The sequence below is a fragment of the Ruegeria sp. CE9 genome, from assembly GCF_056537425.1.
This window is the reverse complement of the sequence record NZ_JBQFRO010000018.1, coordinates 1-17,634: the sequence shown is the minus strand read 5'-3', so window position 1 is coordinate 17,634 and position 17,634 is coordinate 1. Positions and strand designations below refer to the sequence as shown.

General features: G+C 55.6%; 32 protein-coding genes. 4 read left to right on the top strand and 28 right to left on the bottom strand.

The window, feature by feature from the left end:
* Positions 1-6: 6 nt before the first annotated feature.
* Together rplO and ACR0B3_RS22715 are read right to left on the bottom strand one after the other, a co-directional pair.
* On the bottom strand, positions 7-480 hold the full coding sequence (gene rplO, locus ACR0B3_RS22720; protein ID WP_170687296.1) for a 50S ribosomal protein L15: 474 nt from the start codon (positions 478-480) through the stop codon (positions 7-9).
* A 201-nt stretch (positions 481-681) separates the two neighbouring features.
* Positions 682-897, bottom strand: a complete 216-nt coding sequence (locus ACR0B3_RS22715) for a DUF1127 domain-containing protein (protein ID WP_480811054.1) — start codon at positions 895-897, stop codon at positions 682-684.
* A gap of 216 nt (positions 898-1,113) precedes the next feature.
* Here ACR0B3_RS22715 and ACR0B3_RS22710 point away from each other — a divergent pair, with 216 nt between their 5' ends.
* Positions 1,114-1,575 (top strand): VOC family protein, encoded by a 462-nt coding sequence (locus tag ACR0B3_RS22710; protein WP_480811053.1) that lies wholly within the window; start codon positions 1,114-1,116, stop codon positions 1,573-1,575.
* A gap of 73 nt (positions 1,576-1,648) precedes the next feature.
* Here ACR0B3_RS22710 and rpmD read toward each other — a convergent pair whose 3' ends face one another.
* The 11 genes from rpmD to rpmC form a co-directional block, all read right to left on the bottom strand.
* Positions 1,649-1,837 (bottom strand): 50S ribosomal protein L30, encoded by a 189-nt coding sequence (gene rpmD, locus ACR0B3_RS22705; protein ID WP_170402795.1) that lies wholly within the window; start codon positions 1,835-1,837, stop codon positions 1,649-1,651.
* A gap of 12 nt (positions 1,838-1,849) precedes the next feature.
* On the bottom strand, positions 1,850-2,419 hold the full coding sequence (gene rpsE, locus ACR0B3_RS22700) for a 30S ribosomal protein S5 (RefSeq protein WP_155148691.1): 570 nt from the start codon (positions 2,417-2,419) through the stop codon (positions 1,850-1,852).
* Between the two features lie 173 nt (positions 2,420-2,592).
* Positions 2,593-2,952 (bottom strand): 50S ribosomal protein L18, encoded by a 360-nt coding sequence (gene rplR, locus ACR0B3_RS22695; RefSeq protein WP_170356678.1) that lies wholly within the window; start codon positions 2,950-2,952, stop codon positions 2,593-2,595.
* A gap of 11 nt (positions 2,953-2,963) precedes the next feature.
* On the bottom strand, positions 2,964-3,497 hold the full coding sequence (rplF, locus tag ACR0B3_RS22690; RefSeq protein ID WP_010437101.1) for a 50S ribosomal protein L6: 534 nt from the start codon (positions 3,495-3,497) through the stop codon (positions 2,964-2,966).
* 11 nt (positions 3,498-3,508) lie between these two features.
* On the bottom strand, positions 3,509-3,901 hold the full coding sequence (rpsH, locus tag ACR0B3_RS22685; RefSeq protein ID WP_010437099.1) for a 30S ribosomal protein S8: 393 nt from the start codon (positions 3,899-3,901) through the stop codon (positions 3,509-3,511).
* A gap of 13 nt (positions 3,902-3,914) precedes the next feature.
* A complete protein-coding gene (gene rpsN, locus ACR0B3_RS22680) occupies positions 3,915-4,220 on the bottom strand; it encodes a 30S ribosomal protein S14 (RefSeq protein ID WP_010437098.1) in 306 nt (101 codons plus the stop codon).
* Between the two features lie 19 nt (positions 4,221-4,239).
* Positions 4,240-4,800, bottom strand: a complete 561-nt coding sequence (gene rplE, locus ACR0B3_RS22675; RefSeq protein WP_170544316.1) for a 50S ribosomal protein L5 — start codon at positions 4,798-4,800, stop codon at positions 4,240-4,242.
* A complete protein-coding gene (rplX, locus tag ACR0B3_RS22670) occupies positions 4,793-5,104 on the bottom strand; it encodes a 50S ribosomal protein L24 (protein WP_010437096.1) in 312 nt (103 codons plus the stop codon). Before rplX ends, rplE begins: the two co-directional genes overlap by 8 nt.
* A gap of 2 nt (positions 5,105-5,106) precedes the next feature.
* The gene (gene rplN, locus ACR0B3_RS22665; protein WP_008757934.1) at positions 5,107-5,475 is read right to left on the bottom strand and encodes a 50S ribosomal protein L14; all 369 of its coding nucleotides are present in this window, start codon (positions 5,473-5,475) and stop codon (positions 5,107-5,109) included.
* Between the two features lie 75 nt (positions 5,476-5,550).
* Positions 5,551-5,781: a 30S ribosomal protein S17 gene (gene rpsQ / locus ACR0B3_RS22660; protein ID WP_008757253.1), complete on the bottom strand. Its 231-nt coding sequence runs from the start codon at positions 5,779-5,781 to the stop codon at positions 5,551-5,553.
* Positions 5,782-5,785: 4 nt separating this feature from the next.
* Entirely contained in the window at positions 5,786-5,992 is a 207-nt protein-coding gene (rpmC, locus tag ACR0B3_RS22655; RefSeq protein ID WP_039538276.1) for a 50S ribosomal protein L29, read from the bottom strand.
* A gap of 326 nt (positions 5,993-6,318) precedes the next feature.
* Here rpmC and ACR0B3_RS22650 point away from each other — a divergent pair, with 326 nt between their 5' ends.
* The gene (locus ACR0B3_RS22650) at positions 6,319-6,690 is read left to right on the top strand and encodes a hypothetical protein (RefSeq protein ID WP_480811052.1); all 372 of its coding nucleotides are present in this window, start codon (positions 6,319-6,321) and stop codon (positions 6,688-6,690) included.
* A 12-nt stretch (positions 6,691-6,702) separates the two neighbouring features.
* On the opposite strand, the gene ACR0B3_RS22645 is transcribed toward ACR0B3_RS22650, so the two are convergent.
* The 7 genes from ACR0B3_RS22645 to ACR0B3_RS22615 all read right to left on the bottom strand — a co-directional run bounded on the left by ACR0B3_RS22645 (position 6,703) and on the right by ACR0B3_RS22615 (position 11,022).
* Positions 6,703-7,323: a 2OG-Fe(II) oxygenase family protein gene (locus ACR0B3_RS22645; RefSeq protein WP_480811051.1), complete on the bottom strand. Its 621-nt coding sequence runs from the start codon at positions 7,321-7,323 to the stop codon at positions 6,703-6,705.
* A 236-nt stretch (positions 7,324-7,559) separates the two neighbouring features.
* Entirely contained in the window at positions 7,560-7,973 is a 414-nt protein-coding gene (rplP, locus tag ACR0B3_RS22640) for a 50S ribosomal protein L16 (RefSeq protein ID WP_039538270.1), read from the bottom strand.
* A gap of 12 nt (positions 7,974-7,985) precedes the next feature.
* Positions 7,986-8,696 (bottom strand): 30S ribosomal protein S3, encoded by a 711-nt coding sequence (gene rpsC, locus ACR0B3_RS22635; RefSeq protein WP_008758042.1) that lies wholly within the window; start codon positions 8,694-8,696, stop codon positions 7,986-7,988.
* The gene (gene rplV, locus ACR0B3_RS22630; protein ID WP_039538267.1) at positions 8,696-9,076 is read right to left on the bottom strand and encodes a 50S ribosomal protein L22; all 381 of its coding nucleotides are present in this window, start codon (positions 9,074-9,076) and stop codon (positions 8,696-8,698) included. Before rplV ends, rpsC begins: the two co-directional genes overlap by 1 nt.
* 3 nt (positions 9,077-9,079) lie before the next feature.
* Positions 9,080-9,358 carry a 30S ribosomal protein S19 gene (gene rpsS / locus ACR0B3_RS22625; protein ID WP_005980699.1) on the bottom strand — a complete coding sequence of 93 codons (279 nt, stop codon included), beginning with the start codon at positions 9,356-9,358 and terminating at the stop codon, positions 9,080-9,082.
* Between the two features lie 3 nt (positions 9,359-9,361).
* Positions 9,362-10,204 (bottom strand): 50S ribosomal protein L2, encoded by an 843-nt coding sequence (gene rplB / locus ACR0B3_RS22620; RefSeq protein ID WP_480578290.1) that lies wholly within the window; start codon positions 10,202-10,204, stop codon positions 9,362-9,364.
* Positions 10,205-10,440: 236 nt separating this feature from the next.
* Entirely contained in the window at positions 10,441-11,022 is a 582-nt protein-coding gene (locus tag ACR0B3_RS22615) for a YceI family protein (RefSeq protein ID WP_480811050.1), read from the bottom strand.
* A gap of 149 nt (positions 11,023-11,171) precedes the next feature.
* On the opposite strand from ACR0B3_RS22615, the gene ACR0B3_RS22610 reads away from it, so the two are divergent.
* Complete coding sequence (locus ACR0B3_RS22610; protein ID WP_480811049.1) at positions 11,172-11,567, top strand: MarR family winged helix-turn-helix transcriptional regulator; 396 nt, start codon at positions 11,172-11,174, stop codon at positions 11,565-11,567.
* A gap of 195 nt (positions 11,568-11,762) precedes the next feature.
* Here ACR0B3_RS22610 and ACR0B3_RS22605 read toward each other — a convergent pair whose 3' ends face one another.
* The 7 genes from ACR0B3_RS22605 to rpsJ form a co-directional block, all read right to left on the bottom strand.
* Positions 11,763-12,797, bottom strand: a complete 1,035-nt coding sequence (locus ACR0B3_RS22605) for a fatty acid desaturase (protein ID WP_480811048.1) — start codon at positions 12,795-12,797, stop codon at positions 11,763-11,765.
* A gap of 168 nt (positions 12,798-12,965) precedes the next feature.
* Positions 12,966-13,220 (bottom strand): uL23 family ribosomal protein, encoded by a 255-nt coding sequence (locus tag ACR0B3_RS22600; protein WP_480811076.1) that lies wholly within the window; start codon positions 13,218-13,220, stop codon positions 12,966-12,968.
* Positions 13,123-14,358: a glycosyltransferase 87 family protein gene (locus tag ACR0B3_RS22595; protein WP_480811047.1), complete on the bottom strand. Its 1,236-nt coding sequence runs from the start codon at positions 14,356-14,358 to the stop codon at positions 13,123-13,125. Before ACR0B3_RS22595 ends, ACR0B3_RS22600 begins: the two co-directional genes overlap by 98 nt.
* Before the next feature lie 313 nt (positions 14,359-14,671).
* Entirely contained in the window at positions 14,672-14,968 is a 297-nt protein-coding gene (locus tag ACR0B3_RS22590; RefSeq protein WP_010437040.1) for a 50S ribosomal protein L23, read from the bottom strand.
* A complete protein-coding gene (gene rplD / locus ACR0B3_RS22585; protein ID WP_010437039.1) occupies positions 14,965-15,582 on the bottom strand; it encodes a 50S ribosomal protein L4 in 618 nt (205 codons plus the stop codon). Before rplD ends, ACR0B3_RS22590 begins: the two co-directional genes overlap by 4 nt.
* Positions 15,579-16,304, bottom strand: coding sequence for a 50S ribosomal protein L3 (gene rplC, locus ACR0B3_RS22580; RefSeq protein WP_008758167.1), 726 nt, complete (start codon positions 16,302-16,304; stop codon positions 15,579-15,581). Before rplC ends, rplD begins: the two co-directional genes overlap by 4 nt.
* Positions 16,305-16,322: 18 nt before the next feature.
* Positions 16,323-16,637 (bottom strand): 30S ribosomal protein S10, encoded by a 315-nt coding sequence (gene rpsJ / locus ACR0B3_RS22575; RefSeq protein ID WP_008756422.1) that lies wholly within the window; start codon positions 16,635-16,637, stop codon positions 16,323-16,325.
* Between the two features lie 264 nt (positions 16,638-16,901).
* Here rpsJ and ACR0B3_RS22570 point away from each other — a divergent pair, with 264 nt between their 5' ends.
* Entirely contained in the window at positions 16,902-17,426 is a 525-nt protein-coding gene (locus ACR0B3_RS22570) for a hypothetical protein (protein WP_480811046.1), read from the top strand.
* Between the two features lie 110 nt (positions 17,427-17,536).
* Here the strand turns inward: ACR0B3_RS22570 and ACR0B3_RS22565 are convergent.
* A partial coding sequence (locus tag ACR0B3_RS22565; RefSeq protein WP_480808821.1) for an EF-Tu C-terminal domain-related protein occupies positions 17,537-17,634 on the bottom strand: 98 nt, incomplete at its 5' end.

Below are 17,634 nucleotides of genomic sequence, written 5' to 3'. Positions count from 1 at the left end.
AAGCGCTTACTCTGCCGCAGCAGCTTTTGTGACCTGAAGTGAACCGCCCGCTTTTTCCACCGCTTCAATAGCAGCTTTCGAAGCACCGGTGACTTCCAGGTTCACCTTTGCGCTGATTTCGCCTTTGGCCAGAACGCGAACACCGTCCAGCTTGCGGCGAACCAGGCCGGATGCAACCAGCGCATCCTCGGTAATCGCAGCTTTGGCGTCCAGCTTGCCGGCGTCGACGAATTTCTGGATCAGGCCCAGATTGATAACGGCGAATTCCTTGCGGTTCGGCTTGTTGAAGCCACGCTTGGGCAGGCGCTGGTACAGCGGCATCTGGCCGCCTTCGTAGCCATTGATGGCCACACCCGAACGGGATTTCTGGCCTTTGATACCACGGCCACCCATTTTACCTTTGCCGGAACCGGGACCACGGCCAACGCGGGTGCGTTTCGGTGCGGCGCCAGGATTGTCGCGCAATTCATGCAGTTTCATATCGCTTCTCCTAAGCCGGATGTGACCCCCGAAGCGTGATGGGCCAACCACGGCGTTTCTTGGTTTTGATTCTCGTGGATGGAAATCCACCGGAGCGCTCTACAGCGTTGCGGCCTCGGTTGCAAGGTTTCTTGTATCCTGGTTACAAAAACCAAAAGAGGCGCCGAAATAGCGCCTCTTCAACGGTGAGTGGTCGGGGTGTTACGCGCAATATGCGTGGTCGCGTGCAATATCTGCGATATCACAACGGCGAACGCCGATATCGTCCAGCTCGCGGTTGCTCAGGCTTTGCAGTTCGCGATAGGTGCGGCTGTATTCTGCAGCCCGTGCGCGGTTTTCTTTCACGCGCTCAACAAAGCTCGCAATACGAGTGCTCAGGTTGAAGCCGCCATGTGTCAGTGTAGCTGTATGTGCCATGTCTAATTTCCTTTCTGTTCCGGGGCGTATTCCCCGGGCGTTTCCATGTGTTCCTTTGTGGACAAGGCTCAGATAGGAGTGTTCGATATCGCTAACAACGCGCGTTTTGGTCTAGCCGGTATGCGTTTGGTGAATGGCAAATGACCCATGAAAATAGTGCCCTGACAAAGCCCGAAACCTGAGCCAGACTAGCCTCATTTCTCGATGAGGTTACACATGTCGATATTGCACTTGTCCATCACCGCCGCAGACCCCGAGGACGTCGCGAAGTTTCTAGCAGATATTATGGGCGGCGAAGCGTTGCCATTTCCCCCATTCCCGGACTCATGGATTGCGTTTGCCGAGAAAGACAACGGGACAGCAATTGAAGTATATCCATTGACCCATACTCTGATCGCTGGCCCAGATCAGGTAACCTGCGAGGTCGGCGATATGGACGCCTCGTCAACATTCGCTCATATCGCGCTTGGTTCAGTCCTGTCGCAACAAGACCTGCTCAACAAGGCTCACCAAAAAGGCTGGACTACCCGAGTGTGTAATCGCGGTCCGTTTGAGTGTGTTGAAATCTGGTTGGAAAACCGGGTCTTGATCGAAGCCCTCGACAAAGACATGCAGAGCGGCTACCACGCGGGGATGACAATGGAGAACTGGGCAGCGATGTTTGGCTTCACGCGCTAATCCGGCAGCTGTACCTCACAACAAAAAACGCCCCCGGGTCTGCCGGAGGCGCTTCAATTCATTGAATGTGCGCTTAGCCGCGCTCTTCGATGATCTCAACCAGATGCGGGATCTTGTTGACCATGCCGCGGACCGAAGGGGTATCCTCCAGTTCGCGGGTTTTGTTCATCTTGTTCAGGCCCAGACCGATCAGGGTTGCGCGCTGTTCGGCGGGGCGGCGGATCGGGGAGCCGATCTGCTTGACGACGATGGTTTTTGCCATGGGTCGCTCTCCTTATGCTTCTGCTTCAGCAGCAGCTGGTGCTTCGTCCCGCTTGGGCAGGATGTCGGCAACCTTTTTGCCACGACGTGCGGCAACCGAACGCGGGCTCTGCTCTTTCTGCAGGCCGTTGATGGTGGCGCGGATCATGTTGTACGGGTTCTGCGAGCCCAGCGACTTGGACACAACGTCCTTGACGCCCAGCATTTCGAACACGGCACGCATCGGACCACCGGCGATGATACCAGTACCTTCAGGTGCGGTGCGCATGACCACTTTACCAGCGCCGTGACGGCCTTCGATGTCGTGGTGCAGGGTCCGACCTTCGCGCAGTTGCACGCGGATCATCTGACGCTTGGCTTGTTCGGTTGCCTTACGGATGGCTTCAGGTACTTCTTTCGCTTTACCTTTGCCAAAGCCGACGCGGCCTTTCTGATCGCCGACAACCACCAGAGCGGCGAAGCCAAAGCGCTTACCACCTTTTACGGTTTTCGACACGCGGTTGATTGCGACTAGGCGATCTGCAAATTCCGGTGCTTCTTCACGGTCGCGGCCACGGCCCCGACGGTTTTCACGTTCTGCCATTTGGCATCCCTTTTCTCATGTGGCGCTTACGGCGCCATTTTCTCAATCGAAGTGAGCCGGAAAGCCCCCCGATCATCGAGGCGGGTGAACCCGCCTTCAGGTTTGCCGAAGCCGGGCTGAAGCCCGGCCTACGGCGTCGTATCAGGTAGGCCGGGCTTCAGCCCGGCACACCATTAGATCTTCAGACCGCCTTCACGCGCGGCGTCGGCAACTGCTTTCACCTTGCCGTGGAACAGGAAGCCACCACGATCGAAATAGGCCTCTTCGACGCCTGCCTTCTTGGCACGCTCGGCGATGGCCGCACCCACTTTGGTGGCCGCTTCGACGTTGTTCTTGCCAACAACACCCAGATCTTTTTCCAGGGTCGAGGCCGCGGCCAGGGTCACACCACGAACGTCGTCGATCAGCTGGACGCTGATGTTCTTGTTCGAACGGTGAACCGACAGGCGTACACGGCCCGCGTTGACTTTGCGAAGTTTGTTCCGAACGCGCAGGCGGCGCTTCAGAAACAGGGTTCTTTTGCTGTTTGCCATTGTTTGCGTCCTTACTTCTTCTTGCCTTCCTTGCGGAAGATGAACTCGCCCTTATAGCGGATGCCCTTGCCTTTGTACGGCTCGGGACGGCGCCATTCGCGGATTTTCGCCGCGACTTCGCCCACCTGCTGCTGGTCGATACCTTCCACAACGATCTCGGTCTGCTTCGGCGCGGTGATGGTGACACCTTCCGGAGCAGTGAAATCAACATCGTGGCTGTAACCCAGGTTCAGCTTCAGGGTGTTGCCCTGCATCTGAGCCCGGTAACCAACACCCTGGATCTCCAGCTCTTTTTTGAAGCCGTTTGTCACGCCTTCAACCAGATTGGCAACCATAGTGCGGCTCATGCCCCACTGTTGGCGCGCGCGCTTGGACATCCCACGAGGGTTGATCTGCACAACGTTGTCTTCGACCGACAGCGTTACGTCATCAGTTGCGGTGAAGCTACGGGTGCCTTTCGGACCTTTCACTTCGATGGTCTGGCCGGACACAGAGGCGGAAACGCCGCTGGGCAGCTCGACCGGTTTTTTACCAATACGAGACATTGCAGACCTCCTTAGAAGACGGTGCAGAGCACTTCGCCGCCAACATTGTTGGAGCGAGCGTTTGCATCCGACATCACACCTTTCGGAGTGCTGACAATCGACACGCCCAGTCCCTGACGGACCTGCGGGATGTCATTGACGCCCATGTACACGCGACGACCGGGTTTCGAGACCCGCTTCAATTCGCGAATAACAGGGGTGCCTTCGTAGTATTTCAGGCTGATTTCGATGGCCGGATGACCGTTTTCACCGGTCGTCGCTTCGTAGCCACGGATGTAACCTTCGTCCGCCAGCACGTCCAGAACCCAACCGCGCAGCTTGGAAGCCGGGGTGGAAACGGTGGACTTGCCGCGCATTTGCGCGTTGCGGATACGGGTGAGCATATCGCCGATAGGATCATTCATATCTATGTCTCCCTTACCAGCTCGATTTCACCATGCCGGGGATCTGACCAGCAGAACCCAGCTCGCGCAGCGCGATACGGCTGACCTTCAGCTTACGGTAGTAAGCGTGAGGACGACCGGTCAGCTGACAGCGGTTGTGCAGACGGGTAGCCGAGCTGTTGCGCGGCAGTTTCGCCAGTTTCAGACGCGCTTTGAAACGCTCTTCCATCGGCTTGCTCTCGTCATTCGCGATTTCTTTCAGCTCGGCACGCTTTGCGGCATATTTGGCCACCAGGCGCTCGCGCTTCTTCTCGCGTTCGATCATTGCTTTTTTAGCCATGTCTCAATCCTCCCGGCGCTTACGCGTTGAACGGCATGTTGAATGCTTTCAACAATGCCTTTGCTTCAGCGTCGGTTTTCGCTGTGGTGGCAATTACGATATCCAGGCCCCAGACCTCGTCGACCTTGTCGAAGTCGATTTCCGGGAACACGATGTGCTCTTTCATGCCCATGGCAAAGTTGCCACGACCATCGAAAGACGGCTTAACACCGCGGAAGTCACGAACGCGAGGCATCGCGATGGTGATCAGACGATCCAGGAATTCGTACATCCGGTCACCGCGCAGGGTCACTTTCGCACCCAGCGGCATGTCTTCACGGACGCGGAAACCCGCGATCGACTTCTTCGCCTTAGTTGCAACGGCCTTCTGGCCAGCAATCGCAGTCAGATCCTCGACAGCAGCTTTCGCTTTCTTCGAGTCTTTGACGGCCTCAGCACCACAACCGATGTTCAGAACGATTTTTTCCAGCTTGGGCAGCTGCATGTCGTTCTTGTAGCCGAACTCTTCTTTCAGAGCGGCACGGATGGTTTCGGCGTACTGAGCTTTCAGACGCGGGGTGTAGGTTGCGGTATCAAGCATCGATCACGTCCCCTGTGGTCTTGGCGAAGCGCACCTTCTTGTCGCCTTCCATGCGGAAGCCGACGCGGGTCGCTTTGCCGTTTTTGTCCAGCAGTGCCAGGTTCGACAGCTCGATCGGGTTTGCCTGAGGCAGGCGACCACCTTGCGAGGTTTGCGACTGACGGGTGTGGCGGATGGCGATGTTGATGCCATCGACAACAGCTTTACCGGCTTTCGGGTCAACCGAGGTGATAGTCCCCTCTTTGCCTTTGTCCTTGCCGGCCAGCACGACGACCTTGTCGCCTTTGCGGAGTTTAGCAGCCATGATTACAGCACCTCCGGAGCCAGCGAGATGATTTTCATGAAGTTCTTGCCGCGCAGCTCGCGAACAACGGGGCCAAAGATACGGGTACCTACGGGCTCGTTGTTGTTGTTCAGGATGACGGCGGCGTTGCGATCGAAACGGATCGCGGTGCCGTCTTCGCGACGGACTTCCTTGGCGGTGCGTACGACGACGGCCTTACGGACGTCACCTTTCTTTACGCGGCCGCGCGGGATGGCTTCCTTCACCGAGACGACAATGATGTCGCCAACGGAGGCGTATTTACGCTTGGAACCACCCAGGACCTTGATGCACTGAACTCGGCGTGCGCCGGAGTTGTCAGCGACATCCAGATTGGTCTGCATCTGGATCATGTGGTTTCTCCCGACCTGTGGGGGCTGGTCTCGTTAAATCCCCCAGGGTTTCGACAAATGAAAAGTCCTGGGGGCTTACGCCTCCAGAACCTCCCAACGTTTCGTCTTCGATTTCGGCGCGCATTCGATGATGCGTACGGTGTCACCGACCTTGAAGGCGTTCTTTTCATCGTGAGCCCGGTATTTCTTGGACTTACGGATGGTTTTCTTCAGAACCGGATGCGTAAAGCGGCGCTCGACGGATACGGTTACGGTCTGTTCGTTGGCGTCGCTGGTTACGGTGCCGGACAGGATACGCTTGGGCATCTGATTACTCCTCGGATGCCGCAGCAGCGGCCTTTTGGTTCAGAATGGTTTTGACGCGGGCAGCATTGCGGCGGGCCGCTTTGATACCGGCTGTGTTTTCCAGCTGACCTGTTGCCTGTTGAAAGCGCAGGTTAAAGCTTTCTTTCTTCAGGTTGGCCAGTTCCTCGCGGAGCTGGTCCGGGGTCTTGTCACGCAGTTCTTGGGCGTTCATCGCCTTTTTCCTTTGCTCAAAACACCAGAAGGCCCCGTACACGGGTCACCTTTGACCTGGTGGATGAATGATAGACATACGAATCGCCCGACAACGCCGGGAGACCGCAGGATGCCGCCGTATAAGGGTTTGAGAGGTGGGTGGCAAGAGAAAGATATCACCCCGCTACACTGTTTATCTTAGGCAGAATTCGAGGGGCAAATAAGCGAAAAATTCCCACGCATCCGAAACGGCATCGCGTTCGATCTCATAGATGTTGCCCCAAGAACGATCGCTGACGTACAATTCACACCTATTTTGGAGAAATAATGTTTGTGAGGAGCACCATGCAGCGCACCAAAGTAACGTTTTTTTCATTTGCAGCTTTGATCTCAGCAACCATTGCAACCGCGGCCCCGGATGGCAAATGGACCCTGACTATCAATTCCAATCGACCATGGCAGATGGATATCGCAATAGACAACAATTCGCCGCAGGTTCTTGCGGCTCATGGGATTACACCTGAAGGCGTTAAAGTCCGTAAGGTCACAGATGATCGAATTCAATTCGACGCGACAATTTCCAAACAAGGCAGTTGCTCATCGGGAAGCGTTATGAAGTTTGACCTTAAATTCAAAAATGGCGCCTATAGATCTGGCTCGGTGAACGGCAACTGCATCGGATTTCCCAAGTTCCGAGCGCGCGTCAGCGCGAAATAAATGGGCTGAGGATCAATCCCAGCGATAGTTGAAACTTACTGAAATCCGCTCATCCTCGGCCATGTTCATTGGAACTTCGTGGCGCAGCCAGCTTTCCCACAGCAGGACGTCACCCACCTGCGGCTTCATATAGATGAAAGGCTGCAATTCCCGGCGCCCGCCCTTCAGCCGCGTCGGTGCCGCCATCATGCGGCCCGACCGCGGGTCTTCCAGTTTCAGCGCGCTGGTCCCTTCGGGCATCGCAACGTAAGTCGTACCAGAGATTACGCTGTGCGGGTGTAAGTGGCTGGAGTGCATTCCGCCCTCGGGCAGGATGTTGATCCAAAGGTCCTCAAGCTTGAGCGCGCGGTCGTCCAGATCGAACTCGAGATCCTTGGCGAAAGCAGCGACATGCTGATCCAGCACTTTGACAAGATCGGCAAAGATCGGAAACCGCCAAGGCAGATCGGTCAGGGAGGCATAGCTGGTGTAACCAGGATAACCATTCTCTTCGCACCATTCCTGCCCGGCCTCATCATCCTCAGCTATGACGAGGCAAGAGCTTTCCAGATCTCCCGCATCGATCATGGGATCGAACTCGGACAAAGCTGCGCGATAAAGGCGGGTAACGAAGAGTGATTCAATCTGTGCCATGGCGTCCTCTTAGCGCAGCCCTTGCGCGAATGCGATGGGTGTTTTGCGAGGCTCTGCCTCGCGCTCCGGGATATTTTTGGCCAGATGAAGTGCCGGATCCCCTGCTTCATCTGGCTATAAATATCCCGGGGGAGTCGAGGCTTGCCGCGGCGGGGGCAGCGCCCCCAAAGAAAAACCCCCGCCGGTTTCCCGACGAGGGTCAATCTTGTGACGAGCGAGGCCATAGCCCCAGTCGCTTACCAGTCTTCGCGGACCACAACGCGGGTCTTGATCGGCAGCTTCATCGCGGCCAGGCGCAGAGCCTCGCGGGCGATGTCGTCATTGACGCCATCGATCTCGAACATCACACGACCGGGCTTTACTTTGGCTGCCCAGAAGTCAACAGAGCCTTTACCTTTACCCATACGGACTTCGGTCGGCTTCGAGGTCACGGGAGTATCCGGGAAAATCCGGATCCAGACGCGGCCCTGACGTTTCATGTGACGGGTCATGGCACGACGTGCAGCTTCGATCTGACGCGCGGTGACGCGCTCGGGCTGCAGTGCTTTCAGACCGTAGGTGCCAAAGTTCAGATCGGAACCGCCTTTAGCGAGCCCCTTGATCCGGCCTTTGTGCATCTTGCGGAATTTAGTACGCTTTGGTTGAAGCATATCTTTCCCTCCTTAGCGACGACCGCCACCAGCACCACGAGGTGCAGGGCCGTCCTGGAGTTCCTGTGCTTTACGGTCACGTGCCTGCGGATCGTGCTCCATGATCTCACCTTTGAAGATCCAGACCTTGATCCCGATGATCCCGTAAGGAGTCATCGCTTCGGCATGTGCGTAATCGATGTCGGCACGCAGTGTGTGCAGAGGCACGCGGCCTTCGCGGTACCACTCGGTCCGTGCGATTTCGGCACCGCCCAGACGACCAGCCACGTTCACCCGGATACCCAGGGCGCCCATACGCATGGCGTTCTGGACCGAGCGCTTCATTGCGCGACGGAACGAAACACGACGTTCCAGCTGCTGAGCAATGGACTCGGCAACCAGCTGCGCGTCAAGCTCGGGCTTGCGCACTTCGACGATGTTCAGGTGCAGTTCGCTGTCGGTCATACGAGCAAGCTTTTTGCGCAGAACTTCGATGTCTGCACCTTTCTTGCCGATGATGACACCGGGACGAGCCGTGTGGATCGTAACGCGGCACTTCTTGTGCGGACGTTCGATGATCACACGGGCAACACCGGCCTGTTTGCACTCTTTGTTGATGAACTCACGGATTTTGAGGTCTTCCAGCAGAAGATCACCGTAGTCCTTGGTGTCGGCGTACCAGCGGCTGTCCCAGGTGCGGTTGACCTGCAGGCGCATGCCGATCGGATTTACTTTATGACCCATTAGGCTTGCTCCTCAACTTGACGCACCTTGATGGTGATCTCCGAGAACGGCTTCATGATCTTGCCGAAACGGCCACGGGCACGCGGGCGACCACGCTTCATGACCAGGTTCTTGCCAACCCATGCTTCGGCGACGATCAGCTCGTCAACGTCCAGGTTGTGGTTGTTTTCGGCATTCGCGATTGCGGACTGCAGGCACTTCTTGACGTCCTGCGCGACACGCTTGTTCGAGAAAGTCAGGTCGGTCAGAGCCTTTTCGACTTTCTTGCCGCGGATCATTTGCGCAACCAGGTTCAGTTTCTGCGGGCTGGTACGAAGCATGCGGGTTTTCGCCATTGCTTCGTTTTCAGCCACGCGGCGGGGGTTCTTTTCCTTGCCCATGACTTACTTCCGCTTCGCTTTTTTGTCTGCGGCGTGGCCATAATAGGTGCGGGTCGGCGAGTACTCACCGAACTTCTGACCGATCATGTCTTCCGAGACGTTGACGGGGATGTGTTTCTGGCCGTTGTACACACCAAAGGTCAGACCCACGAACTGGGGCAGAATGGTGGAACGACGCGACCAGATTTTGATGACTTCGTTGCGGCCCGACTCGCGCGCTGCTTCGGCTTTTTTCAGCACGTAAGCATCGACGAAAGGACCCTTCCAAACAGAGCGAGACATAGATTAACGTCCCTTCTTCTTGGCGTGCCGCGAGCGGATGATCAGCTTCTGGGACGCTTTGTTCTTGTTGCGGGTACGCTTACCCTTGGTGTCCTTGCCCCACGGAGTAACCGGTGTACGGCCACCCGAGGTACGACCTTCACCACCACCATGCGGGTGATCGATCGGGTTCATTGCAACACCACGAACCGACGGACGTACGCCTTTGTGGCGCATACGACCGGCTTTACCGAGGTTTTGGTTGCTGTTGTCGGGGTTGGACACGGCACCGATGGTGGCCATGCATTCCTGACGGACCATGCGCAGCTCGCCCGAGCTCAGACGGATCTGAGCGTAGCCGCCATCGCGACCAACGAACTGAGCGTATGTACCGGCCGCACGTGCGATCTGACCGCCTTTGCCAGGCTTCATCTCGATGTTGTGGACAATGGTACCAATGGGCATGCCCGAGAACGGCATTGCGTTGCCCGGCTTGATGTCGGCCTTTGCCGACGCGATCACCTGATCACCAACAGCCAGACGCTGCGGAGCCAGGATATAGGCCTGCTCGCCGTCTTCGTATTTTACCAGTGCGATGAATGCGGTCCGGTTCGGGTCATATTCGATCCGCTCGACGGTTGCCGCGACATCAAATTTGTTCCGTTTGAAGTCAACGATCCGGTAGAGACGCTTTGCGCCACCGCCGCGGCGGCGTGAAGTGATCCGTCCGGTGTTGTTCCGGCCGCCCGATTTGGTCAAACCCTCTGTGAGAGACTTGACCGGACGTCCTTTCCAAAGCTCCGAACGGTCGATCAGCACCAGCCCGCGCTGGCCCGGCGTCGTCGGCTTGTACGACTTGAGTGCCATGCTTTCTGTCTTCCGTTTAGCAAGTGCAGGGGGTTTCCCTGCTATGTGATAGGCCCCCGTAGGTGCCAAGGGTATAGGGCCCCGAAGGTCCCCGGTTACAAATATCAGAGGCCCCGGAACGAATCCGAGGCCGCAAGATTGGGAGCGTGTAGCAGGGTTGGGGGTGGGTGTCTACACCCTCATCCAAGATTGCATAATCTTTCTTTTTCGTCTCTGCGATACGGCTGGCATTGGTGTTAGCCGTCAGCTTTCATCTCTGTATCGATCATGATGGTGATCGGTCCGGTTGAGAATGGCCCCACATCAAATTCGGTGTGGTCAATCTCACCTGTTGCCGAGAAAGCGACCCAATCGCCCGCGTAATATTCGATAGCATTGCCCAGCGGGTGTTCGCCCTGATGGGTTAGCGTGGCCTGCAAGGTCACGGGCTTGGTTACACCGTGGATGGTCAGGTCTCCGGTCACATCTGCTGTGGTGTCGCTGGTGCGTTTGATCTCGGTGCTTACGAAGGTGATCTCGGGATAGGTTTCGACCTCGAAGAAATCAGCAGATTTAAGGTGGTCATCCAGAGGGCCAAAGCCCGAAGCCAAACTGTTGGTGTCAATCGTCACGTTCAACGTCGAGGCTTCCACATCGTCAGCATTCAGGTCCAGCACGCCGTCTACTTTGGTGAACTCGCCATGCTGGTTCGAGACGCCGGCGTGGCTCCAGCCGAACCGGACTTCGGTATGCCCTTGATCGGTCTTGTAGGTCTGCGCAAGGGCCGGCGTGACGGCAACGGTCAAGGCAGCTGCGGCAATCATAGACTTAAACGTCATGGTCGTGTTCCTTTCATCCGATAGGCACTGGATTTTAGATGAATTTTCATCTACTTGAATAAAACCAAAACCGCAATCAGAATGAGAGTGAACACAAAGTTGTGAAGAACGATCTGCCTACAGCTTTTGAAACAGAGATTTGGGTTGCTATGAACCGAGCCACCCGGCGTATCCAGTCGGATATCAGCGCAGCCTTGAAGAATGCGGGCCTTCCACCGCTGAAATGGTACGATCTGCTCTGGTCGCTCGAACGCCACGGCGGACAATTGCGACCATATGAACTTGCGCAGGATACAATATTCGAACAGTCAAACCTGTCCCATTTGAGCAAGCGGCTCGCGGCAGAGGGTCTGGTGGAGTTTGTCGAATTTGATAGTGACCGGAGAGGCAAAGTTCTGAAAATCACGACAAAGGGACGGGATTTACGAAAACGCATGTGGACCATATATGGCCCTATGCTGCACGAAAGAATGCGCGCCTTTGGCAATGTGGATGGCTGGCAAGCATTCATCGAAGCAGAACAGGATCAAACCGGGCCAGCCTGAATGGTTCTAAATAGCGTGCTTGGGCTAGCACCGCTCATTGGTGCAAAAAACCCACTTTCGCGAGGGTCTTAATCTCTCTCCCAAGACGGGTCCGATCAGAGATCGGTGGACACGTCGAAGATGTTTCCCTCTTCCAGAGTCACATATGCTTTTTGACGATTTCCCGTATGCCCAACTGGCTGCGTAACCTACCTCTCATCCATAAAGCGCGCGCGCCTCGGCGAAGGACAGCAGGCGACGGCTTTGCTCATCCCACAGATGTAGCCGCGCGTTGGCGAGGCTCTCCCGGATGGTCATCCGGTTGCTGTTTGCCAGCTCATCATGATCACGCAGCACCTCGGTCAGGCGATAGAACGGAATGCGGCTGTACAGGTGATGCACATGGTGGATGCCGATATTGGCGCTGAACCACTGCAAGACGGATGGCAAGATATAATGCGAGCTTCCGTGCAGGGCCGCCTCGTGCAGTTGCCAGTCTTCATCGGGATTCCAGTGCGTCTCCTCGAACTGGTGCTGTACGTAGAACAGCCAGACACCAGCCGTTGCGGCAATCAGGGTTGAGGGCAGGAAAATAAGAAGCATGGGCATCAGCCCGCCGAAATAGTAGATCGCCAGAAGTGCGGCCAAAATGGCGACATTGGTACCCATTGCACTGACCCAGAACCTGATACCCCCCGTCAAACCAAGCGGAAGTCGGTTCTGAAACAGAAACAGATAACCGGGGCCAAGGACGAAAAGGGTGATGGGGTTGCGGTACACGCGATACCAGAACCGGTTCATGGTGGTTTTCGCCTTATACTCGGCCACCGTCAGCGTATGGACATCGCCCATGCCGCGTTTGTCCAGATTGCCCGAACTGTTGTGATGCGTGGAATGCGTTCGGCGCCAGACGTCGTAGGGCGTAAGCGTCAGCACTCCGATCGCGCGTCCTACCCAGTCGCTGACCGCCCTGTTTTTGAAGAACGCTCCGTGCCCGCAATCATGCTGGATCGCAAACAGTCGCAGCAGGAAGGCGGCGTTCAGGACGGAAATCGTAAAGGCCAGCCAATAGCTGAGCGAAAGCGACATCCAGGACAGCGCCCAAAGCGTAAAGAACGGGACTATGCTGACACCCAGTTCAAAAGAGCTGCGCCACTGGTTGGGTTCGCGATACTTTGCAAGAGCTGTGACCCAATCCCGCGCAGGGGTCATGTTCGGGTTTCCCCGGGTCGAGAGAGTGGGTTCGGTCATGCGCCTGCCATGTTTTTTTGCCTGGAGGAAACCGGATAGACGCCCCACCCGAGATAGCAAGTGAATTCCGGGAAAGACGTCTGAATTGCGCTCAATTCTTGGTGTTGTTGCCCAAAGAAAAACCCCCGCTTTCGCGGGGGCCTTTATCTCTTTCCAAAGACGGTTCGATCAGAGACCGGTGGACACGTCGATGGTGTTACCCTCTTCCAGGGTCACATATGCTTTTTTGACGTCTTTCCGACGGCCCAGCTGGCCGCGGAACCGCTTGACTTTGCCTTTGGTCACGGTGGTGTTCACCGCCTTGACCTTCACACCAAACAGCGCCTCAACGGCCTCTTTGATCTGCGGCTTGTTGCTGTCGATCGCCACTTCCAAAAGAACTGCGCCGTTCTCGAGCCCAGCTTTCAAGAGCCAGTCCGAGATAGAAAGCCGCTAGACATAAACCTACTAAGGTTACCAAGGTCAAATTATCCGTCGATGTAAGCCCCAGCCCCATCACCAAACTTGGTCGCCATAAAATCAACAATGGAAGCGCCAAGAACGCCTGCATTGTCCAAGGCTTCTTGCTAGCGAGTGCAAATAGGATTGCGAGCACTCCCAGATCATAATCTTTAATTGGAAAGAAAAACATTCCGCCCAATAATAAAGAGCAAAACAGCATCTCTGAACTTGTGAAGCTCTGACTATTGCGGGCAAACCACACTCCGATCAGCAAAGAGACGAAGGCACAACAAAACACAGTTGCGATAGCTGGGTAACCCAGGCGATCCATCAATCCCGGGACCCCAAACAAATTCTTAGGCTCTGAGATCAATGCCGCTGCGCTTGAGCTATGTATCTCAAGCGACTCTCTGTAATTCGAAAGAAGAAACGGGTCCAACCACAGAAGGTAAGCAATGAGCGCCGCGATAACAACGAAAGCTATCAGTCTTTCGCGGAGTGAAACTCGATTGCTAAGCCAACACAGAACAAGCGGAAGAATGGTTAGGTGCGGTTTTATCAGACACAGGAAGGACCCAGCGACAAAGCTCATCTTTGTTGGAACCTCAGACGCAAGGTAGATTAGCGCGACGCCCAATGCCACGAGTATTACGGGTTGGCCCACATAGGCTGAACCAGCAATACCACCGATTGAAATACCAAAAGCCACCCAAACACTTCGAACTATGGCACTAATACCCGAAGCGGTTCGCAGTTTTGAAATCCGCAAAAGAACAACTGCTAACAAAACCAGCGCGATGGAACTAATGATGTCAAAAATCGTAAAGGCCAGCGATTTGTCGAACAGATCCAACGGCCAGATAAATAATAAAACGGGTGGGCCAAAAACGAAGGGTGCAAGATAGCCCTCTTCAACTGAATTCTGCCAGCAGAGCTCGAATAAGCGAGGCGCATACGGCGATGATCCTTCCAAAAGACAAGAAGAAGCCGCAAGTAGCCAACGCGTATCGATGTGCCTTGAAGCACCCTCAAGAGGCCAAAACCTGGAAAGACTAAAAATCAGAGCAATCAAAACTATTGAATAGGCGAACACTCGTAACAAACTGAATTGCTTCTTCATAACGGTTCCTATGATTTTGCGCTTTGCAGTCCCCTAGCACACGCAGCGCTTCTAATCTGAGCTTGTTTCAATCATTTCACATCTGCCTAGCAGGAATCTTAAACTGTTAATATGGTTTTCAATCTAGGCTAGAAATCAGGACCAAAAAATGACGAGTCCCGCGCGCGCAATAGACGAAAGATGAACGTTCGGGCGACTGCCGCGTCGGGTTGCGACACGCCGCCAGCCCCTTATCTTGGCGAACAGTAACCCTACAACGTAAAAAACCCCCGCTTTCGCGGGGGCCTTTATATCTCTCCAAAGACGGGTTCGATCAGAGACCGGTGGACACGTCGATGGTGTTACCCTCTTCCAGGGTCACATATGCTTTTTTGACGTCTTTGCGACGGCCCAGCTGGCCGCGGAACCGCTTGACCTTGCCTTTGGTCACGGTGGTGTTCACCGCTTTGACCTTCACACCAAACAGCGCCTCAACGGCCTCTTTGATCTGCGGCTTGTTGCTGTCGATCGCCACTTCAAAGACAACCGCGCCGTTTTCGGACGCCATGGTCGACTTTTCGGTGATGACCGGCTTGCGGATCACGTCGTAGTGTTCTGCCTTCGCGCTCATTTCAGACGAGCCTCCAGTGCTTCGACAGCCGCTTTGGTGAGCACTAGGGTGTCACGCTTGAGGATGTCATAGACGTTTGCGCCCATCGACGGCAGGATATCCAGACCTTCGATGTTCTTGGACGCTTTCAGGAACCCTTCGTTCACGGTCGCGCCGTCGATGACCAGAGCACGTTTCCAGCCCAGGTTTGCAACCTGTTTGGCCAGAGCGGCAGTCTTGCCTTCGGCTTCGGCGTTCTCGATTACGACCAGTTCACCTGCCTTGGCTTTTGCCGACAGAGCGTGGCGCAGGCCAAGCTTGCGGAACTTCTTAGGCAGGTCGTGGCCGTGCGAACGCACGACGGGGCCTTTGTAGATACCACCACCCCGGAAGATCGGCGCGTTACGGTCACCATGGCGTGCGCCACCGGTGCCCTTCTGGCGATAGATCTTCTTGGTCGAGTAGCTGGTTTCCGAACGAGTCTTCACCTTGTGGGTGCCGGCTTGCGCGTTGTTGCGCTGCCAACGGACCACACGGTGCAGGATGTCCGCGCGCGGCTCGAGGCCGAACAGGTCCGCATCCAGCTCGATGTTGCCGGCTTTGCCGCCGTCCAGTTTGATTACATCAAGTTTCATGCTTCACCACCTTCCGCGGGCGCTTCTTCCGCCGGTGCTTCGGTTGCAGCCGATTTCACAGCAGCCGGGAAAGGCAGGCCTTCCGGTGCTTTCTTCTTCACGGCGTCTTTGACGGTGACCCAGCCCGATTTCGGTCCGGGAACGGCGCCTTTGATGAAGACCAGGTTCCGGTCGGCGTCGGTTTTGACAACTTCCAGGTTCTGGGTGGTTACACGGGCAGCGCCCATGTGACCGGCCATCTTCTTGCCTTTGAAAACCTTGCCCGGGTCCTGACACTGACCGGTCGAACCGTGCGAACGGTGGCTGATCGACACACCGTGCGAGGCGCGTAGACCACCAAAGTTCCAGCGCTTCATTGCACCGGCAAAGCCTTTACCGATCGACGTACCCGAAACGTCAACTTTCTGACCTTCCAGGAAGTGTTCTGCCGAAATCTCGGCGCCCACATCAATCAGGCCATCTTCGGAGACGCGGAACTCGGCCAGCTTACGCTTGGGCTCAACCTTGGCAGCGGCGTAGTGACCGCGCATGGCTTTCGAGGTGCGTTTTGCCTTGGCAGCACCGGCGCCCAGCTGAACGGCGGTGTAGCCGTCTTTGTCAGCGGTGCGCTGTGCAACGACCTGCAGGTTGTCCAGGTGAAGAACGGTCACAGGGATCTGCTTGCCGTCTTCCATGAACAGGCGGGTCATGCCAACTTTTTTTGCGATAATACCAGAGCGCATAATCTATACCCTCCGATCTTACGACTGCAGCTTGATCTCGACGTCCACACCAGCAGCGAGGTCGAGCTTCATCAGCGCGTCAACGGTCTGGGGGGTCGGATCAACAATGTCCAAGAGACGCTTGTGCGTGCGGATCTCGAACTGGTCGCGGGATTTCTTGTCAACGTGAGGGCCACGGAGAACCGTGAACTTCTCAATCTTGTTCGGCAGCGGGATCGGGCCGCGCACGTTCGCGCCGGTCCGCTTGGCAGTGTTGACGATCTCTTGCGTGCTGGCATCCAGAACGCGATAGTCAAATGCCTTCAGCCGAATACGGATGTTTTGGCTTTGCATAGATACAGCCTTTTATCAGGCGTTGAGGTTGAGAGGAGGACAGACGCGCATCGCCAACCCTCATCGAACCCAAAAGGCGGGATTCACCCCGCCTTGATGTTCTTATAGAGAACTCGCGCGTACTAGTGGGTTTGGTGGGGTTTGGCAAGGGGGAATCCTGGCTCTGCAAAGGAAAACACCGCACGTTAAAATTGCTTTTGATGTTGGAAATTCTCCATATGAATTATACCACCCGGCGACTGACATCATTCGAGGGAAAATCGTATGAAACACCTGTTAGGTGCCTCCATTCTAATCATCGCCGCATGTCGCGCGGTTTTAGCTGGCGAAACCGACTATGAAAACCTGACGCTCAAGATTGCCAAGATGTCTTTGACATCACAGCAGCAGTCAGCCGGGCGAACAAAAACCCAACAGATATCTTTTCCAGAGAAATGTGTGTTTTTGATCAGCACGGAAACCTCAGATCAAAACGGTAACTTGCATCTGGGAACTTATTTGAAAACTCCGATTGCAGACCTTCGAACCCTGAGAGCGGATGACCATTACGTTGTTTTTAGTGGTGGAGGAGACCACGCTGAAAACTACTCAATTACGTTCATGGAAGCCTACGACAGCGATGAAACCCTTGAACCTGTCGGCAAGCTCATCCGGGATACTGCCATCGAATGCAGCGAAACTCACTGTACGAGTAGCTTGGACAGTTCTCACAAAGAACACTACAACTCAGCGGAAACCAATGCGGCGTTGTTAGAGGCGCTGGAAGAATTGGTTACTGTGTGTAAGTAAACCAAAATCCTGACGCAAAACAGAAAAGGCCGCCCCTTGTGGAGCGGCCTTCTTTCGTTCAACGGTTGGGTCCGAGATTATTCGCCGAATAATCTCAGCACCGCCGCCAATTATTCAACAATCTTCGACACAACGCCGGCGCCGACGGTGCGGCCGCCTTCGCGGATGGCGAAGCGCAGGCCGTTTTCCATCGCGATCGGCGCGATCA

Coding starts and splice junctions, on each gene's coding strand:
- ACR0B3_RS22615 (WP_480811050.1), bottom strand. CDS start 11,022: ATGACGTTTAAGTCTATGATTGCCGCAGCTGCCTTGACCGTTGCCGTC.
- rplO (WP_170687296.1), bottom strand. CDS start 480: ATGAAACTGCATGAATTGCGCGACAATCCTGGCGCCGCACCGAAACGC.
- rplV (WP_039538267.1), bottom strand. CDS start 9,076: ATGGGCAAGGAAAAGAACCCCCGCCGCGTGGCTGAAAACGAAGCAATG.
- rplN (WP_008757934.1), bottom strand. CDS start 5,475: ATGATCCAGATGCAGACCAATCTGGATGTCGCTGACAACTCCGGCGCA.
- ACR0B3_RS22715 (WP_480811054.1), bottom strand. CDS start 897: ATGGCACATACAGCTACACTGACACATGGCGGCTTCAACCTGAGCACT.
- rplB (WP_480578290.1), bottom strand. CDS start 10,204: ATGGCACTCAAGTCGTACAAGCCGACGACGCCGGGCCAGCGCGGGCTG.
- rpsE (WP_155148691.1), bottom strand. CDS start 2,419: ATGGCAGAACGTGAAAACCGTCGGGGCCGTGGCCGCGACCGTGAAGAA.
- rpsJ (WP_008756422.1), bottom strand. CDS start 16,637: ATGCAAAGCCAAAACATCCGTATTCGGCTGAAGGCATTTGACTATCGC.
- rplE (WP_170544316.1), bottom strand. CDS start 4,800: ATGCTTGATACCGCAACCTACACCCCGCGTCTGAAAGCTCAGTACGCC.
- rpsQ (WP_008757253.1), bottom strand. CDS start 5,781: ATGCCCAAGCGTATCCTGTCCGGCACCGTAACCAGCGACGCCAACGAA.
- ACR0B3_RS22645 (WP_480811051.1), bottom strand. CDS start 7,323: ATGGCACAGATTGAATCACTCTTCGTTACCCGCCTTTATCGCGCAGCT.
- ACR0B3_RS22570 (WP_480811046.1), top strand. CDS start 16,902: ATGAAACACCTGTTAGGTGCCTCCATTCTAATCATCGCCGCATGTCGC.
- ACR0B3_RS22605 (WP_480811048.1), bottom strand. CDS start 12,797: ATGACCGAACCCACTCTCTCGACCCGGGGAAACCCGAACATGACCCCT.
- ACR0B3_RS22590 (WP_010437040.1), bottom strand. CDS start 14,968: ATGAGCGCGAAGGCAGAACACTACGACGTGATCCGCAAGCCGGTCATC.
- rplD (WP_010437039.1), bottom strand. CDS start 15,582: ATGAAACTTGATGTAATCAAACTGGACGGCGGCAAAGCCGGCAACATC.
- rplR (WP_170356678.1), bottom strand. CDS start 2,952: ATGGCAAACAGCAAAAGAACCCTGTTTCTGAAGCGCCGCCTGCGCGTT.
- rplC (WP_008758167.1), bottom strand. CDS start 16,304: ATGCGCTCTGGTATTATCGCAAAAAAAGTTGGCATGACCCGCCTGTTC.
- ACR0B3_RS22610 (WP_480811049.1), top strand. CDS start 11,172: ATGAACCGAGCCACCCGGCGTATCCAGTCGGATATCAGCGCAGCCTTG.
- rpmD (WP_170402795.1), bottom strand. CDS start 1,837: ATGGCAAAAACCATCGTCGTCAAGCAGATCGGCTCCCCGATCCGCCGC.
- ACR0B3_RS22650 (WP_480811052.1), top strand. CDS start 6,319: ATGCAGCGCACCAAAGTAACGTTTTTTTCATTTGCAGCTTTGATCTCA.
- rplP (WP_039538270.1), bottom strand. CDS start 7,973: ATGCTTCAACCAAAGCGTACTAAATTCCGCAAGATGCACAAAGGCCGG.
- rpmC (WP_039538276.1), bottom strand. CDS start 5,992: ATGAACGCCCAAGAACTGCGTGACAAGACCCCGGACCAGCTCCGCGAG.
- rplF (WP_010437101.1), bottom strand. CDS start 3,497: ATGTCTCGTATTGGTAAAAAACCGGTCGAGCTGCCCAGCGGCGTTTCC.
- rpsS (WP_005980699.1), bottom strand. CDS start 9,358: ATGTCTCGCTCTGTTTGGAAGGGTCCTTTCGTCGATGCTTACGTGCTG.
- rpsC (WP_008758042.1), bottom strand. CDS start 8,696: ATGGGTCATAAAGTAAATCCGATCGGCATGCGCCTGCAGGTCAACCGC.
- rplX (WP_010437096.1), bottom strand. CDS start 5,104: ATGGCTGCTAAACTCCGCAAAGGCGACAAGGTCGTCGTGCTGGCCGGC.
- ACR0B3_RS22595 (WP_480811047.1), bottom strand. CDS start 14,358: ATGAAGAAGCAATTCAGTTTGTTACGAGTGTTCGCCTATTCAATAGTT.
- ACR0B3_RS22710 (WP_480811053.1), top strand. CDS start 1,114: ATGTCGATATTGCACTTGTCCATCACCGCCGCAGACCCCGAGGACGTC.
- rpsH (WP_010437099.1), bottom strand. CDS start 3,901: ATGAATGATCCTATCGGCGATATGCTCACCCGTATCCGCAACGCGCAA.
- rpsN (WP_010437098.1), bottom strand. CDS start 4,220: ATGGCTAAAAAAGCAATGATCGAACGCGAGAAGAAGCGCGAGCGCCTG.